The sequence below is a fragment of the Peribacillus sp. GL_122 genome (assembly GCF_057835005.1).
On sequence record NZ_CM174415.1, the window covers coordinates 2,555,363 to 2,573,099 of the forward strand.

A 17,737-nucleotide genomic window follows, 5' to 3' on the forward strand; every position below is an offset into this window, starting at 1 on the left:
ATTGTTGGAACAAAAAAAAAGATATTATAGTTCTGGTGGATTAACGGCTTCATACTTTGAATGGATGCAAAACAATCAGGCCATTATTGGACAGAAAAATTACGAAATAATAGTCATTCTTTTCAAAAGGTTTCTTCCATAGCACAAAATTATCAAATAGATATGCGTCTAGCTGCTAACATGGCTCGGTGTAAGTATGAAATTTGGAATCTCTAATTTATTTCTTTAGAAAGAGAGGTTTTTAAGGTGAAAGTAAGCGTCAAATATTCCCCACCTACTACTTGTAAATAGCTCATGAGATAATCTCCTTACATCATACATGTGGAGGTTTTTTTATGAAAAAACGCCTTATAGAAGAAAAAATACATACCACCATCCGCAGTCATTTAAAGAAGCTACAATTGAAATAGATGCACCTTTTACTCCACAAGTGCTTTTACAAGTGATGCAGACGGTAAAACAGCTATGATTACTGGCAACCATTGTGAAGGAAGAGTTTGATTTAGATCCCTTTTCTTCTTGTTTATTTGTCTTTTGCAATCGCTCACGCGATAAACTAAAGATTCTCGTGTGGGAACATAATGGTTTTTGGTTGCATTATCGCAGATTGGAAAAAGGAAAGTTTGACTGGCCAACTCAACATCCAAATGTGCCACTTACCATATCAAGAAGGCAACTGAGATGGCTTCTTGACTTCCAAGTCCTATCTGTGGTTATATCGCACAGGGCGAGATGATATCCCCATTGTTCTCTATGACTATCAACCAACAAGAGCAGGCGAACACCCGAAACGTTTTTTAACGGGTTATCAAGGTTATTTACAAGTGGATGGATATAGTTATAGTGGTTACAATCAAGTACCGGATGTCACCCTTGTGGGATGCTGGGCGCATGCCAGACGTAAGTTTGATGAAGCCTTAAAGGCTTTACCTGATTCACAGAAAGGAAAAAGGTGAAGGCGAGCGAAGGGTTGTATTTCTGTAATCAACTCTATTCTATCGAAAGAAAGCTAAAACATGTCGACCCTACAGAACGACATGAGCAGCGACTGGAAAAAAGCAGGCCCATTCTGGACCTTTTTTCAGCATGGCTTTATGAACAAAAAGATCTCGTTCTACCAAAAAGTGCGCTAGGAAAAGCTATCACTTATTGTTTGAATCAATGGAAGCATCTTGAAGCTTTTTTATTGGACGGGCATTTAGAAATCGACAACAACAGAAGTGAACGTTCCATTAAGCCGTTTGTGATTGGGAGAAAAAATTGGATGTTTTCTAATACACCGCGAGGTGCTAGAGGGAGTGCCATCATGTATAGTGTGGTTGAAACGGCAAAAGAGAACGATTTGAGTCCCTATCATTATCTTCGCTATTTGTTTGAGACGCTGCCAAATATGGATCTAACGAATAAAATAGAAATAGATAAAGTCTTGCCGTGGTCATCTAGTTTACCCTCGGCATGCAGAGTACCGATAAAAAGTGAAGCAAACAAAACATAGTCCCGAAATACACCACCCATGTAGTATTTGGGGGCTACTTGACGTTCACTTTCTTATGGGGTCAGCTGTTGGACAGCTGATTAATAACAATACATAGAATACCACTTGGTATGATTGTCAAAGCAAAAGATGATGCAGGTAAGTTTGACACCAAAGCATATCAATTTATCACGAACCAACGTGGCGATGTCTTAAGCATTCGTGACAGCGAAGATAAAGAAGTCGGTTCATATCAATACGATGCGTATGGCAATATTTTAGCCGTAAAAGGCACAGTGGCGAAAGAAAACCCAGTACGTTATGCGGGTTATTACTATGATGAAGAAACGAAAAATTATTATTTACAAGCCCGTTATTACAATTCAGAGAATGGATCATTCCTAGCATTAGATCCACACCCAGGTGACGATGATGAACCACTTTCGCAGAATGGGTATACTTATGCGAATAATAATCCCGTAATGTATACAGATCCAGATGGGGAAATTGCAAAATATATTGCTCAAGCATTACTTTTTTTGGCAAAACCTTTAATAAAGAGATATGGAGGAGCAGCTTTAACAAAAGCAAGAAAGTATATGGTTCAAAAAGCTTCTAAATATTTTAAAAAATGGGGTTCTAAATATAGCATTAAGTCTGATGGAGGAGTATTACTTAAAGTTATTGAGAAAGGGAAAGGACGAGTTTTTTCTATAGACTATCATACACTACCAAAGGTAGCTTATTTGAAAAAATGGGAAATAAAACCAGTAAGCAATATCGAAAAGGAATTTGGCATTATCATTATAAATCAGGGGTGCATTACATTATAGCTGAATTTATACCAACTAATGTCTATATAAAAACATCAGCAAATTATAAGGTGGTATGGAAATGGAAATATCATTAAATGATTTTTTAGTTGGAGACGGTTTTTCATATATTTTTAAATCTGGGAAGAGAGGGATGATTAATTTTTATTTTTTTATTGATTCAGTTGAAGAGGATTTAACTACGAGTTATAGCCAAAGCTTAAAAGAATTTTTAAAAAAATTAAATAAGTATCCGATTTATTTGCATGGAATTAGTGGTTCGAAGGAAATTAATATATCGAAAGGAGCAAAAACATCGAAAGTTGCGCCTAGAAATTATCATCATTTAGTAGAAATAAATAATATTGAAGAGCTAGTCAATTATTATCCTAAAGCCTATTTGGACGCTTTTAACAATGATAGTATTTTGTTTTCTACTGAGAAAACAATAGAAATGGATTTTACGAGTGACATTGGTTTAGCGAGATTTATTTTGGATTATACAAAAACGACATCAAAAGATAGATATTATCTTTGGGTAGGCCATGACGGAATAGGTTTTGACTTCGTTTCGAATTTTTCTGATTATCCGTACAATAAAGTTCCGATTACAAGTGATGAGGATTAAACGAAAACGTATCAATTTATCATGTTTATCAAAGATTTTGACTTAATATTAAATATGATTATGAAAATTATAAAATATTTATAGAACTTGTTATAGAATCAATCGAAGCATGGAGAAAAGGACGTAACTACGATTCATTTCCAACACCTCCAACACCTTTTTTAACGTTCATCCGAAGTGATGTTCAAGATATTTTATCTGATCATCAACAGAAAATTAGATTTTTTTAAAATAAATTTTATTGCCTTTTTTAACGTTTATTCAAAGAAACAACAATTGACAAAAAGTTCTATAGTAAAGCCCGACCATTCGTTCAAAATGGTCGGGCTTTTTAATGAGGTACAGTTGATTAAATTCGATTATTCAAGATACGTAAACCATTTAAAATAACAAGAATGGTACTACTTGTAATCATACGTGCTTATTGGAAGTTAATTCATTTAAAAGAATCCGTGTATTTATAATCAATCTTTTTTATAAAAATCTCTATAACCTAAAAATCAAATCCATACATTTTGATCAATCTTCGTGCAAAATGTGTGGGTTTCTTCTATTATAAATTCAGCTTTTGCAGCACACTTTTGATCAAACTTTATTTTAACCCTACATTTACAGTGGGAATGGTATTGGAGTTGGATAAGCATGTATGTTTTATTACATATTTCATATAGGATTTTCACTAGACTTAGAGCTTAGAAAAGGCGAAAAAATTAAGCACGAGGCGCTGGCCGATAAAAAGAAGAGAGCATCTGTAAACTACACAGCTGCCCTCCTGATTTTCTCCAAGATCCATTATTAATCTCGTAATTCTGTACAATGAAGTATTTAATCTACCGGACGGTCATCAAAATCATAGTCTACCGTGCCAGGAGCTACACGTGCATTTGTTAATGCCGGAGTTTCCGGACGGGCAATTTGATACACACTGGCACCGACAATTTCAGCTGCTTGCTGCAATTTTTCTTTCGATATCTTATCCAGTGTATCTGTAGGCTGGTGATACCAAGGCTCTACAGGGGAATGGATAAACAAGGCGGATGGAATGCCAAGCTCATGGAATGGTTGGTGGTCACTCCTGCCCAGCTGTCCATAAGGAATCGCAACATCCATCGTTCTGGCCCCTGCTGAGGAACCCAGGTCCGTCACAAGGTTTTTCATTCCATCAATGGTATACATAATCAAACCACCTGCAGGATTATCCTCTCCAGCATCACGTCCGCCTATCATATCCATTTGGAAGTGAGCCACCATGCGGTCTACATCCTCTTTGGGAAGGGAATCTGCATAGAAGGATGATCCAACGAGCCCTCTTTCCTCAGATCCGAACGTGAGGAAGCGAATTTCAGTGTCAATTGGCGTTTTGGCCAGGATCCTTGCCAGTTCCAGCACAGCTGATACACCCGAAGCATCATCGTTTGCACCAGGGCCGCCCGGGACAGAATCATGATGGGCTCCAACAGTCACGATTTGACCATTATCCTTATTGGCTTTTGGTTTTAGGGAAGCGATGACATTGTAGGATGTCTTTTCGATTCTTTCAGCTTTTCCCACTTCCAGAGTGGACGTGATTTGTTTAGTTTTAAGCTGTTCGACCAACTCTAACCCTTGGGCTTGGGTAATGGCTACAGCAGGTATATTTTGCCCCGCTGATACTTGTCCGAAATTATTTCCTGATGGTGAGTTGTTGTACATTAAAACGCCAACCGCTCCTTTATTTAGGACATTCTGAACCTTTTCAACAAAGGTAATGTCCCCACGTTCAACTAGTGCAATTTTCCCAGATACATTTTCTCCAACTTCCTCTGGCTTTGCTTTTCCAACATTAACAAGTTCGGCTGTTACCTTCCCGCTGATACTGCCGCTAAGGGCACGCGGTGTTCCTCCTAAATCACTGTCACCAATTATCACTTTTACATTTTGCACCGTATCATAGATGGGAAAAGGCTGAACCTTTGTTTCAAAACCAAGACTCTTAAACTGACTTTCTATGTATTTGACTGCACGGAGCTCCCCTTCTGTACCAGCAGCCCTCGGTTGCTCTGATAGATAGGCAATCGTATTATACATATTGTCCGCACTAATTTTTTTGATAACTTTGTTATCAAAAGCTGTGTCAGACTGGGCATTTGTTGCCCCGTTTGTTTGTGCAAATACTGTACCAGTTGATAGAACCATACCCGCAGCTAATAGTATTGTTAGTGATTTTCTATACATATAATCCCTCCTTCTTCATAATCTTCCTAATTATGTATTTTACTGAATAGTTTGTAAATGAGTCATTAGTCTTTAAATTCCAACTATCAATCGGTGTCTGACACCCGCTCTCATACTAATAACTTGGTAAATGAACAAAAAGAAAGAGCGTGCTTTGAAAAAAGTTTAATCAAAATACGCTCTTAATATTATTCAATTGATGTGACGAACGAAATGACGATATAACAAATGATATCTTTCGACGGGTCTTGTAATGTTTGTTTTTGACGGTGTCGATGAACAATTAAGATTGTAAACGACAGACCGTATTGATTGGCAGCCTATGTACCAGGCGGGGAAATATAGAAGGAACGTGCAGTACATCGTATTCGGGCCGGACAGGTGTATTGATGGAAGCGGAGTAAATATCATCGACTTGACGGCACCTAAGCAAGGTTAAGAAGCGATCAACCAGAGTAAATATATCCCAATAATAACCTCGATAGAATATTTAAATAAAACAATCAACCAAAAACATCATCAAGGACAATACTGTCTTTCTGCAAAACCAAGAAAACTTAGTTTGTGGAATATTATTAAATATTTTCCTTTACAGAGGAGATACTACCAAGAGACAAAGGTAAGAAAGGAAGACAGTATGGATCATATACAAATGGCCCGTGCGATGTTCGGGACGAATATGGCTGTACATATCATATTTGCAACGATCGGCGTCGGGTTACCGATGATGATGTTGGCAGCGGAATTAATGTATCAAAGGACAAAGGATTTACAGTATGTTGTCATGGCTAAACGCTGGACCAAAACATTAGGGGTTTTGCTTGGGGTCGGGATTCCGACTGGTACGATTGCGGGTGTGCAACTGTCACTATTATGGCCTGGGTTTATGGAAGTGATTGGACGTGTCATGGCGCTTCCATTCCAGATCGAGATTTATGCATTCATGGTTGAAGCGCTATTCATGTCAATCTACGTGTATGCTGCTGAAAAAATAAAGCCATGGGCCCGTATCGTAAGTTTATTCTTTGTTGCATTCGGCGCAATGGCTTCGGCGGTTTTGATTTCTAATGTCCATGCTTTTGAAGGGACACCGGCTGGGTTCCGGTTTGAAAATGGGGAAATCGTCGATGTCGATCCTTGGGCGGCATTTTTCAACCCAAGTTTCTTGGTGACGGCAGGTCATACGGCCCTGACTGCTTATACTACAGGTGCTTTTGTTGTAGCGGCCGTTGCAGCCTATAAGATGCTGAAAAATAAATATGGCACTGCTGAATATAATTTTCACCAAAAAGCACTGAGGCTCAGTATTGTATTGGGTTTGGTTTTTTCTTTTTTGACGGCATTGAACGGTCATGCGACTACACAGCATTTATATAGGGAACAGCCGGAGAAACTGGCGGCGGCTGAAGGGTTGTTTGAAACAAAGGACCATGCCGGACTTACCTTGTTCGGTTATACCGATAGGGATGCCCAGGAAGTGAAGTATGGGATTGAATTCCCATGGTTATTAAGCTTTCTATCCGGTAATAGCTTCGATACGGTCGTGACCGGCTTGAACGATTTTCCAGAAGAGTATTGGCCACCGCTTTATGTCCATATCTTATTCAACGCCATGGTCATCATCGGTTCCAGCTTAATCGCCTTAGCACTGTTTGCATTGGTATGGAATAAATGGCTGAAAAGGGAAACTTATCCGAAATGGGTTCTCTGGCTGTTTGTTGCTGCAGGTCCGCTTTCGGTGATTTCGATTGAATGCGGTTGGATTTTTGCTTGTACAGGCAGACAGCCATGGACGATATACAGGATGCTGACTACTGAGGATTCAGTCACTTCGTACGAAAACCTTGGATTTTTATTCACGATGTTCATTATTGTATATATCATTTTATGCGTTTCTGTCGTATTTACACTTTTGTATTATTTCAAACGTCATTCCGTTATGGATGATATTTATAAAGCAGAACAGAAAGATGTAAGGCTTTTCGATTCGAATTCATAAAAGGGGGGAAGGCGGTTGAGTGATGCTCTTCTTGCAATAACATTGGTCTGGGGCTTTATTTTTCTTTATGCCATCATGGCCTCTATGGATTTTGGCGCCGGCTTCTGGGCAATGACTTACATTAAAAAGGAAGAAACGAATGCTACGAAGATTGCAAATAGCTATTTATCACCGACTTGGGAAGTGACTAATACTTTTGTGGTTGGTCTTGTAATTGCGATTTACAGTTTATTTCCAGGTGCGGTTTTCCCGATTGGGGTAGCCTTGATCGTTCCTGCGAGCCTGATATTGGTTCTGCTATGTATTAGGAGCGCTTTCTTGGTTTTCGCGCATAGCGTAGACAAATATGAAAAAGCGTTAACATATATCTCAGGATTGACGGGATTGATCATACCCGGGCTATTAATCAGTGTATTGCCCATCACCCATCTTGGATTTGTCGAAGGCGTGAGAGGAAATGAAGAATTGAATCTAACTAAACTTTTCACGAGTCCGAATGAGTATGCATTTGTGGGGTTTGGAATCATGAGCACGCTTTTTTTATCATCTTTGCTTCTGTCTGATTACTCAAAGCAGGCTGACGAAATGAAAGCATTCAAAATATATCGCAGGGATGCGATGATAACGGGACCGCTTATGTTAGTCATGGCTCTGTTGGTTATGCTCACGTTAAAAAACGAAGCGAATTGGATCTACCAAGGAATGATGAAAAACTCGGCATTGTTATTCGTCTCGCTCGTTTTTTTTATCATTAGCGGTATAGCACTGTACTTACCCTATTTTTCTAAGCAGGAGGTTAAAGGGATGCCACGCGTAGCTGTAATAGCGATTATCATTCAGTATTTAATCGGCAGTTATGTTTATGGTATCGCACATTTACCTTATATCATATATCCAAATGTCACGATTCTTTCAGGATTTACCGATCCAACATCTTTCCGGGCCGTTTTTGCCACATATATCGTGGGCTTTGCGATATTAGTGCCAGGGTTCTATTATTTCTGGTCCATCTTCATGAAAGATCAGCGTAGAAAGTTCAAACGGCGGCAAATGTCAAATTAGTTCATCTTGGAAAAGAGAGGTTATCACTATGAAAAAGTTAGATCTGCTAAAATATGCGGTTTTAGTCATCTCACTCTTTTTGAGCTATCAAGCGGTTGAAGCGCATGATAAAAATTTTCAGGTCGATGGCACTTATATTTCAACAAAAAGAGATGTAACAGGTGACCAGAAAATAGACATCATCCAGGTTCAGGGTTTGCCATATGAGGAAGGAAGCAAGTTTCTGAAGAAAATTGAGTTAAGTGTGGAAAGCAATCGACGTACAATCAGCGTCCCGCTTGAAGCTGGGTATAATCCAGATCTCAAGGTTGCCGACATGAATAATGATGGGGTCCAGGATGTATTGGTCACGGTTTTGATGGAAGGTAGAGAGCGGTTGATAACCAGTTACGCCTATACGTTCAAGAATGGAAAAGTGAGGAAACTGGAAATCCCTCCATCCGTTCCCGTAATGGCCCAATTTCTTGACGGATACAAAGCGAAAATCATCATTGAAGGTCAAAAGCCTGTGGTGATAGATGTCAGTTCCAGAAAACAAGCTTATGATGAAATGGGCATTTATCTAAATGGAAAATTAAATGAACCGACAGAGCTTATGGTTGATCCATATTCTTCACTGGACTTAAAGAACGTTTTTGGGAAAGGGAAAGCGCTTGTGGGAGTCCAAAATGTAAAAGGGTCCGATGAACGTGATTCGATACTGGAAATCAAATCAGTATGGAAGTATAACAATGGATGGCAGCTTGTAAAAGCCCAAGTTAAACCGGTCAAGGGAAGAAATAAATAGTGAATGTTATCATGGGATAGGCTTGCATGTGACATAGTTCAGGCATACTTTAGTTAAATAAAGAAGATGACAGCTCTTGGTATTGAGGGCTGTTTTTTGTTTAAATTAAAAATTGACAATTTTTAAATATTTGGTAAAATCTAAATAAATCCAGTTAACTACATATCCACACTCATTATGTTGTTAAATGTAAGCGGATACAAAGGGGGGTGCAGTCTTACGGAGTTAAAAGAAAAAATAATTGAAACGTCGCTGACTCTCTTCGATCAGCATGGTTTTCATGGTGTCTCCGTTAACGAAATCGTTAAGGCATGCGGAACTAGCAAGGGGGGGTTTTATCACCATTTCTCTTCCAAAGATGAACTCCTATTTGTCATTCATGATTACTTTATTTCATATGTTTTAATAAAAGCACAGGAAGCCATTTCAGAAAGTACCCATCCAACAGAAAAAATGCAAAAGATCATTCAATCATTCGTTAAAGTTTTTGACCTCTATAAACCACACATCTCAGTTTTCTATCAAGAAAGCATTTACTTAAAACCACCTTATGTTGAAGCAATTAAAAAAAAGCGTCAAATGTATAAAGAAATCATTTTTACCGTCATTAAAGAAGGCATTGACAAAGGAGTGTTCCGCAGCGAATTGCCAGTGGAAATTACCGGAATGTCAATTCTGGGCATGGTGAACTGGTCCTACAAATGGTACAAAAGGGACGGTGGAAAAACGATTGATGAAATCGGTGATATTTACGTAGATCTAATTCTGAATGCCCTATTGACAGATGAAGAAAAGGATGCGGAAATCACCCAACCATTTCTACTGAAGAACAATGTTGTTGTCGATTAAACAATTAACTTGATTTGTACAGACCAACTAGTCGGTCTCAATTGAAAGGGGAATGAACATATGGATTTTTCACTTACAAAAGAACAGCAGATGATTAAGGAAATGGTTAAGGAATTTGCCGAAAAGGAAATTAAACCCATTGCGATTGAGCTGGATGCAAAGTCCATGTTTGCGGAGGATGTATTCAAAAAAATGGGGAAACTCGGGTTACTTGGAATTCCATTTCCTGAAGAATATGGCGGTTCAGGCGGAGATACGATTTCATATGCCATTGCAGTTGAAGAGGTTGGCAAGGCGTGCGGGGGAACCGGCTTAAGTTATGCTGCAGCAGTTTCGCTCGGAGCAAGTCCAATTTACTATTTTGGAACCGAAGAACAGAAGCAAAAATATCTGGTTCCAATCACGACCGGTGAAACTCTGGCAGCTTTCGGGTTGACAGAGCCTAATGCGGGTTCCGATGCTGGCGGTACGAGAACCACTGCTGTGTTGGAAGGTGATGAATATGTGATCAATGGTGAGAAAACATGGATTACAAATGCCAGCTATTCAAGAACCGTTACCGTCACTGCTGTATCGGGCAAAGATTCCAAGGGCAAGAATATCATCTCGGCATTCATCGTGCCAACCGATACCCAAGGGCTTACGATCAATAGCAATTATGAAAAAATGGGAGTTCGGGCTTCCAATACTTGTGAAATCATTCTGGATAACGTCCGGGTACCAAAGAAAAATTTATTGGGAGATCCAGACAAAGGGTTCAAACAATTCTTATTCACTCTGGATGGAGGAAGGATTTCCATTGCAGCTTTGGCCGTCGGTATCGCTCAGGCTGCCTTTGATAAAGCTTTAGCTTTTTCAAAAGAGCGCATACAATTCGGTAAATCGATATCAAATTTCCAGGCCATTCAATTCAAGCTGGCAGACATGGCGATGGAAATTGAACTGGCGAGGAATATGGTATATAAGGCGGCGTGGTTAAAAGACAATAAAAAGCCTTTTGCAAAGGAAGCGGCATACGCCAAGCTTTTTGCAAGTGAAACCGCTTTCCGGGCCAGCAATCAAGCGATTCAAATACATGGCGGTTCTGGTTACATGCGCGAATATGAAGTGGAGCGCTATTTAAGAGATGCTAAGTTATTGGAAATTGGTGAAGGCACATCCGAAATTCAAAGAATCGTTATCGCCAGACAATTAGGCTGTTAATCTTTATGGAACGTAAAATGAACAATGATGCTTTGGTTCATTTTGGTGAAAAGCAGATGTTATCTATTCAGCAAAACGCGTTCATTCTTACTTTTATTTGATTAGGAGGAGTTTGATGTCTGATTTGCTAGATATTACTATCGGGAAATTGCTTGAAAGGACAGCTGAACAATATGGTGATAATGAAGCTGTGGTGTACCATGAACTGGGCCTCCGCCATTCCTATCGCGAATTTGAAAAGATTTGCCGAAAGGCGGCCAGGGGGTTCATGTCACTCGATATAAAAAAAGGGGAACATATCGCCATTTGGGCGTCCAATAAACCGGAATGGCTTATATCCCAATTTTCCACCGCGAAAATGGGCGGGGTGCTGGTTACGGTCAACACTAATTACCGTACAAGTGAACTGGAATACTTGCTTAAGCAATCGGATGCGACCACGATCATCCTGATGGAACAATATAAGGATCATTCATATATAGATACGCTGTACGAAATCGTACCTGAATTGAAAAATGCAGAACCAGGAAAATTACAATCTGAGAAACTGCCAAAATTGAAAAATATCATCGTTTTAGGTGAAGCGCGATATCCCGGAACGTTTTCGTGGAATGATGTCATTAGCGGAAGCGAATCCATTTCGGAGGAGTCACTGGACATGAGGATGGAGGAATTGGCTCCCGATGATGTGATTAATATGCAATATACATCAGGGACGACAGGATTTCCAAAAGGAGTGATGTTGACGCATTCAAACTTGGTCAACAACGGATTGAATGTCGCGGAATGCATGAGGCTTACCGAAGTTGACCGGCTTTGCATCCCGGTTCCGTTTTTTCATTGTTTCGGCTGTTCCCTTGGTACGATGGCCTCGGTTTCTGTAGGGGCAACAATGGTGCCGATTGTGGAATTTAATCCACGCGTCGTCCTTCAGACCGTTGAAGCCGAAAAATGTACGGGACTTCATGGTGTTCCGACGATGTTCATCGCTCAACTTAATCTCGATGACTTTGACCAGTATGATTTACGTTCGTTGCGGACTGGAATCATGGCAGGCTCCACATGTCCGATTGAAGTCATGAAAAGCGTGGTGAATAAGATGGGAATCTCGGAAATCACGATTACTTATGGTCAAACGGAATCGTCTCCAGGAATTACGATGACAAGAACGGACGATCCGATCGAACTTCGTGTTTCCTCAGTGGGAAGGGCTTTGCCGAAAGTGGAAGTGAAAATTGTCGATCCAGTTACCGGGGAAGAAGTCCAGCGGGGCAAACAAGGGGAACTCTGTTCGAGGGGATACCATGTAATGAAGGGATATTATAATAATCCGGAGGCCACTGAGCAGGCGATTGACCGGGAAGGCTGGCTTCATACGGGTGATTTAGCAGTGATGGATGAAAGGGGTTATTGCAAGATTACAGGCAGGCTGAAAGACATGATCATTCGCGGAGGGGAAAATATCTATCCCCGTGAGATTGAAGAATTCCTCTATCAACATCCTGCAATTGTCGATGTCCAGGTACTCGGCGTTCCAGATCAGAAGTATGGGGAAGAGGTAGCGGCATGGATCATTTTGAAAGCAGGAGAAACACTGACGGAGAAAGAATTGATAGAGTATTGCAAAGGGAAAATATCTTTTCATAAAATTCCCCGTTACATTCAATTTACCGATGCTTATCCCATGACTGCATCCGGGAAAATTCAAAAGTATAAGCTTCGGCAACAAACTCTTGATCTACTATCGGAACGCACTAAATAAGGAGGGTATCGAATGATTCGAAAAATTCTTATCGCAAACAGGGGAGAAATAGCATCACGCATTATTCGTACATGCAGGAAGTTGGGAATACTTACTGTCGCCGTCCATTCGGAAGCAGATGCGGATTCGCCATTTGTGGGATTGGCGGATGAGGCATATTTATTGGGTGGCCCGAGAGTACAGGAAAGCTATTTAAACGTCAATAAGATTTTGGAAATAGCTAAGAAAACGGGAGTGGAAGCCATTCATCCTGGATACGGATTTCTTAGTGAAAACGCAGATTTCGCACGTTCATGCGAAGAAGCAGGCTTGATATTCATTGGTCCAAAACCAGAAATCATCCAGCAGATGGGCAATAAAGTCGAGGCACGGAAAAAGATGGAACAAGCGGGACTTCCATTGGTGCCTGGATTTTCACGTCCGTTAATTGATAGTGCAGAAGCGGCAGCCGTTGCCGAAAAAATTGGCTATCCAGTCATGTTAAAAGCAGCAGCAGGCGGCGGGGGAATCGGCATGCAGGCCGTTGCTAATGAAGATGAATTGACCAAGGCCTTCGAAGGGAATCAAAAACGTGCCCAATTGTTTTTTGGCAATGGAGATATGTTCATAGAAAAACTGATTGAGAAGCCTCGTCATATCGAAATTCAGGTATTGGCGGATTCCTTTGGGAATGCTGTTTACTTATGGGAAAGGGAATGCTCCGTTCAAAGGCGCCACCAAAAGGTCGTAGAAGAGGCTCCCTCTTCTTTCCTTGACGAAGAAACAAGAAACAGGATGGGAATGGCTGCAGTGACAGCGGTAAAATCAATTGGTTATAGCAATGCGGGCACCCTCGAATTTTTAGTTGATGGTGATAAAAATTTTTATTTCCTGGAAATGAATACACGTCTTCAGGTTGAGCATCCTGTCACCGAAGAAATTACGGGGCTGGATTTAGTCGAGCAGCAAATTAAAATTGCATCGGGCAACAAATTGGAATTCACTCAAAGTGAGATTAAACAGGATGGACACTCCATTGAAGTGCGCATATACGCTGAAGACCCGAAAACGTTTTATCCAGCACCGGGGAGAATCACCAGCATGGAACTTCCGGAAGGGGAAGGAATCCGTCATGAATTGGCGGTTCATGGAACTTCCGTCGTGTCCCACTTTTATGATCCGATGATCGCCAAATTGGTAGTGAGCGGCGATTCAAGGGATAAAGCGATCAAGAGATTAAGAGAAGCGCTGGCAAACTATAAAATAGAAGGAATAAAAACAAACCTTCCTTTGCTTATGGAAATAATTTCTCATGAAGCTTTTTCCCAAGGAGATACGACTACGGATTTCATTGCGAAATATATTAAAAAATTGACTGTATAACGCATATTTTAAAACAAAATGATCAGGAGGAATGTAAGATGGCAGAATTAAAGGCAAGCATGGCAGGAAGCGTTTGGAAAATCGTAGCGAATGAGGGGCAAAGTGTAACAGACGGACAGGACATCATTATCTTGGAATCGATGAAAATGGAAATCCCCATTGCAGCCGAAGAAGCTGGCACCATCAAAGAACTTAAAGTGAATGAGGGGGATTTCGTAAATGAGGGCGACATTTTGGCCGTCATTGAATAAAAGGACGGAGGGATAAGATGAATTGGCCTGAAAAAGTGACAATTAAGGAAGTGGGTCCGCGTGACGGGCTGCAAAATGAAAAGGTCATGATACCTGCACAAAGCAAAATAGAATGGATCGATCAGCTCTCTGATACGGGATTATCTTATATAGAAGTGACTTCTTTTGTCCATCCAAAGTGGATTCCCCAATTGAGGGATGCCGCCCTTGTTGCTAAGGGAATAAAGCGCAATCCCGGTATCACTTATGCGGCCCTTGTACCCAATCAAAGGGGACTGGAGTCGGCTCTTGAAGCTAATATCGATGAAATTTCCGTGTTCATGTCATCCAGTGAAACGCATAATCTTAAAAATATTAATAAATCGATCTCTGATACCTTTCCAATAATGAAGGATGTCATCGGGACAGCAGCAAACAGCGGGAAAACGGTTAGGGGCTATATTTCAACTGTTTTCGGCTGTCCTTATGAAGGGGAGGTTTCGACCGAACAGGTTTTCCGTGTTTGTGATCAACTGTTTGAATATGGAATCCATGAGGTCTCATTGGGTGATACCATTGGGGTCGCATCTCCAAGACAGGTCGCCTTGTTCCTAGAACAGGCAGTAAAAAGATATGATATAAGCCGAATTGCCCTCCATTTTCATGATACAAGGGGTATGGCACTCGCAAATGTCCTTGAATCACTGAATTATGGTGTTGACACTTTCGACTCTTCGCTCGGAGGATTAGGGGGATGTCCGTATGCACCAGGTGCGAGCGGAAATGTGGCAACAGATGACCTGATCCATATGCTACATAAAATGGGAATTCAAACGGGAATCAATCCAGAAAAATTAATGAAGGCTGCGGCCATGATGCAAAGCTTTTTGGAAAAACCATTGCCTAGCCATCAGATGGCTGTTTATAACGCACAATAAGAGAAATTGAGGTGAATTTATGACTTCATTAGTGGAGATCAGTCATGAAGATAATGGAATTGCCCTCGTGACTTTAAACCGGCCTGATGCTGCTAATGCTCTATCCACAGAACTGCTTCATTGCTTAGTTGAAGGGCTGTATGAATTGAGAAGAGATTCCAATTTACGAACGGTCATTTTAACGGGAGCAGGTAAAAAGGCGTTTTGTGCAGGTGCGGATCTTAAGGAACGAGCAGGTATGAATGATGATAAAGTCAGGGAGACAGTCAAGTTGATTGGTGACACGATTACGGCTGTAGAAAACCTTCCAGTTCCTGTCATCGCCGCGATTAACGGTTCGGCTTTTGGCGGAGGGCTGGAATTGGCACTCGCTTGTGACATACGCATCGCATCGGAAACGGCTAAGGTTGGACTGACAGAAACGTCATTGGGCATCATCCCAGGCGCCGGCGGTACTCAGCGACTGCCGCGGATAGTAGGAATGCCGACAGCGAAAGAACTGATTTATACGGCAAGGAGGTTGGATGCAAAAACCGCACATGCCTTGAAAATCATCAGTCATGTATACTCACCCCAACATTTACTAGAGGAAGCGAAAAAATTGGCTGGGGAAATTGCAGTCAATGCCCCATTAGCACTCAGGGCTGCAAAAGCGGCGATCAATCAAGGGGCTGAGACTAATTTGAAAACAGGATTGCAAATTGAAAAAGACTGCTATCAGACAACTTTAAAAACCCGTGACCGACTGGAGGGTCTGTCAGCATTCAAGGAAAAGCGCAAACCGGTTTTTAAGGGCCAATGATTTCAATTGAAGGAGGAACAGGGATGGTAACGACGGATAAACTAACCGAAACGGTTGAAACGATTAAAAAAGGCGGTTTAGAAAAATATCATCAAAAAAACGCTGAAAAAGGAAAGCTTTTCGTACGTGAACGGCTAGAGCTGCTTTTCGATGAAGGGGTTGAAATAGAGGACGCATTCTTTGCTAATTGTGCCAGTGATGGATTACCTGCTGATGGTGTAGTTACAGGCATCGGGAAAATCAATGGTCAGAGGGTCTGTGTCATGGCCAATGATTCGACTGTAAAAGCTGGTTCTTGGGGAGCAAGGACCGTCGAGAAAATCATTCGCATTCAGGAAACAGCTGAAAAGCTACAGTTGCCGCTTCTTTATTTAGTCGATTCTGCCGGGGCACGAATTACGGATCAAGTAGAAATGTTTCCGGGACGCCGTGGAGCAGGACGCATCTTTTACAACCAAGTGAAGTTATCAGGAAAAGTCCCGCAAATTTGTCTATTGTTCGGTCCGTCTGCCGCAGGCGGGGCATATATCCCAGCTTTTTGTGATATTGTCGTAATGGTTGATGGCAATGCATCCATGTATTTAGGTTCACCGAGAATGGCAGAAATGGTCATTGGCGAAAAGGTAAGCGAAGAGGAAATGGGCGGGGCGAAAATGCATTGTTCTGTTTCAGGATGCGGCGATGTGCTTGTCAAGTCGGAAGAAGAATCCATCGCGTTTGCGCGCAGATACTTAAGCTATTTTCCAGGAAATTATCAAGAAAGACCTAAAAGCGTAAAACCTGAGCTGCCTGCAGATTTCGAAAAAACATTGGAAGACCTGATTCCCAAAAATCAGAATGCACCCTTCAATATGTATGACCTGATCGATAGGGTTATAGACAGGCAATCGTTTTGTGAAATCAAGAAACTATTTGCACCCGAATTAATTACTGGGCTTGCAAGGCTAAATGGACAAACGATAGGGATCATAGCCAATCAGCCGCGTGTCAAGGGCGGCGTCCTGTTCCATGATTCAGCTGATAAGGCAGCCAAGTTCATCAATTTATGTGATGCTTTCCATATACCGCTGTTGTTCCTGGTGGATATTCCAGGATTCATGATTGGGACGAAGGTCGAACAGGCTGGGATCATTCGCCATGGTGCGAAAATGATTTCGGCCATGAGTGAAGCCACGGTTCCCAAGATTTCTGTCATTGTCCGTAAGGCTTATGGTGCTGGACTATACGCGATGGCTGGTCCCGCTTTTGAACCGGACTGTGTACTTGCCTTACCGACGGCATTGATTGCGGTCATGGGGGCAGAAGCTGCGGTCAATGCAGTCTATGCCAATAAAATAAATGCGATGGAACCAGAAGAGCGCCCGGCATTCATCGAACAGAAGCGCAATGAGTATAATGAAGATATCGATATCTACCGCTTAGCCTCCGAAATGATTGTTGATGGCATCATCCAGCCAAATGACCTGCGTGATGAATTGAGCACCCGGTTTGAAGCGTATAGCAGTAAGCAATTGACATTTACCGATCGTAAACATGGAGTCTATCCCGTTTAAAGAATTCAATAAACAAGCCCGGTCATCATGACCGGGCTATTTATCATGTATGAAAATAAATG

General features: G+C 41.3%; 15 protein-coding genes and 1 pseudogene. 15 read left to right on the forward strand and 1 reads right to left on the reverse strand.

Features of this window, described 5'->3' with window-relative positions:
- Window positions 1-484: 484 nt before the first annotated feature.
- The 4 genes and pseudogenes from tnpB to AC3ISB_RS12335 all read left to right on the forward strand — a co-directional run bounded on the left by tnpB (window position 485) and on the right by AC3ISB_RS12335 (window position 2,914).
- Entirely contained in the window at window positions 485-736 is a 252-nt protein-coding gene (tnpB, locus tag AC3ISB_RS12320; RefSeq protein WP_480338992.1) for an IS66 family insertion sequence element accessory protein TnpB, read from the forward strand.
- Window positions 696-1,495, forward strand: a pseudogene (gene tnpC / locus AC3ISB_RS12325) (IS66 family transposase); the annotation flags it as partial. The gene tnpB and the pseudogene tnpC, both read left to right, overlap by 41 nt.
- A gap of 110 nt (window positions 1,496-1,605) precedes the next feature.
- Window positions 1,606-2,307 (forward strand): RHS repeat domain-containing protein, encoded by a 702-nt coding sequence (locus AC3ISB_RS12330; RefSeq protein ID WP_480338993.1) that lies wholly within the window; start codon window positions 1,606-1,608, stop codon window positions 2,305-2,307.
- Between the two features lie 61 nt (window positions 2,308-2,368).
- Window positions 2,369-2,914, forward strand: a complete 546-nt coding sequence (locus AC3ISB_RS12335; RefSeq protein WP_480338994.1) for a hypothetical protein — start codon at window positions 2,369-2,371, stop codon at window positions 2,912-2,914.
- Between the two features lie 825 nt (window positions 2,915-3,739).
- Here the strand turns inward: AC3ISB_RS12335 and AC3ISB_RS12340 are convergent.
- On the reverse strand, window positions 3,740-5,128 hold the full coding sequence (locus AC3ISB_RS12340) for a M28 family peptidase (protein ID WP_480338995.1): 1,389 nt from the start codon (window positions 5,126-5,128) through the stop codon (window positions 3,740-3,742).
- Window positions 5,129-5,765: 637 nt separating this feature from the next.
- Between AC3ISB_RS12340 and AC3ISB_RS12345 the strand changes: the two genes are divergently transcribed.
- From AC3ISB_RS12345 to AC3ISB_RS12395, 11 genes are all read left to right on the forward strand, one after another.
- Window positions 5,766-7,127, forward strand: coding sequence for a cytochrome ubiquinol oxidase subunit I (locus AC3ISB_RS12345; protein WP_489276561.1), 1,362 nt, complete (start codon window positions 5,766-5,768; stop codon window positions 7,125-7,127).
- A gap of 15 nt (window positions 7,128-7,142) precedes the next feature.
- Window positions 7,143-8,189, forward strand: coding sequence for a cytochrome d ubiquinol oxidase subunit II (locus tag AC3ISB_RS12350; protein ID WP_098371974.1), 1,047 nt, complete (start codon window positions 7,143-7,145; stop codon window positions 8,187-8,189).
- Window positions 8,190-8,217: 28 nt separating this feature from the next.
- On the forward strand, window positions 8,218-8,976 hold the full coding sequence (locus AC3ISB_RS12355; protein ID WP_489276562.1) for a hypothetical protein: 759 nt from the start codon (window positions 8,218-8,220) through the stop codon (window positions 8,974-8,976).
- Window positions 8,977-9,153: 177 nt separating this feature from the next.
- On the forward strand, window positions 9,154-9,825 hold the full coding sequence (locus AC3ISB_RS12360) for a TetR/AcrR family transcriptional regulator (protein WP_141994232.1): 672 nt from the start codon (window positions 9,154-9,156) through the stop codon (window positions 9,823-9,825).
- A 60-nt stretch (window positions 9,826-9,885) separates the two neighbouring features.
- Window positions 9,886-11,028, forward strand: a complete 1,143-nt coding sequence (locus tag AC3ISB_RS12365) for an acyl-CoA dehydrogenase family protein (RefSeq protein WP_141994231.1) — start codon at window positions 9,886-9,888, stop codon at window positions 11,026-11,028.
- 124 nt (window positions 11,029-11,152) lie between these two features.
- Window positions 11,153-12,790: an AMP-binding protein gene (locus tag AC3ISB_RS12370; RefSeq protein ID WP_430099150.1), complete on the forward strand. Its 1,638-nt coding sequence runs from the start codon at window positions 11,153-11,155 to the stop codon at window positions 12,788-12,790.
- Window positions 12,791-12,802: 12 nt separating this feature from the next.
- Window positions 12,803-14,152, forward strand: coding sequence for an acetyl-CoA carboxylase biotin carboxylase subunit (locus AC3ISB_RS12375; RefSeq protein ID WP_339202009.1), 1,350 nt, complete (start codon window positions 12,803-12,805; stop codon window positions 14,150-14,152).
- 38 nt (window positions 14,153-14,190) lie between these two features.
- On the forward strand, window positions 14,191-14,403 hold the full coding sequence (locus AC3ISB_RS12380; protein ID WP_076371237.1) for an acetyl-CoA carboxylase biotin carboxyl carrier protein subunit: 213 nt from the start codon (window positions 14,191-14,193) through the stop codon (window positions 14,401-14,403).
- Window positions 14,404-14,420: 17 nt separating this feature from the next.
- Entirely contained in the window at window positions 14,421-15,320 is a 900-nt protein-coding gene (locus tag AC3ISB_RS12385) for a hydroxymethylglutaryl-CoA lyase (RefSeq protein ID WP_480338998.1), read from the forward strand.
- 19 nt (window positions 15,321-15,339) lie between these two features.
- Window positions 15,340-16,122 (forward strand): enoyl-CoA hydratase, encoded by a 783-nt coding sequence (locus tag AC3ISB_RS12390; RefSeq protein ID WP_141994228.1) that lies wholly within the window; start codon window positions 15,340-15,342, stop codon window positions 16,120-16,122.
- A 23-nt stretch (window positions 16,123-16,145) separates the two neighbouring features.
- The gene (locus AC3ISB_RS12395) at window positions 16,146-17,675 is read left to right on the forward strand and encodes a carboxyl transferase domain-containing protein (protein WP_179891086.1); all 1,530 of its coding nucleotides are present in this window, start codon (window positions 16,146-16,148) and stop codon (window positions 17,673-17,675) included.
- Window positions 17,676-17,737: the final 62 nt, after the last annotated feature.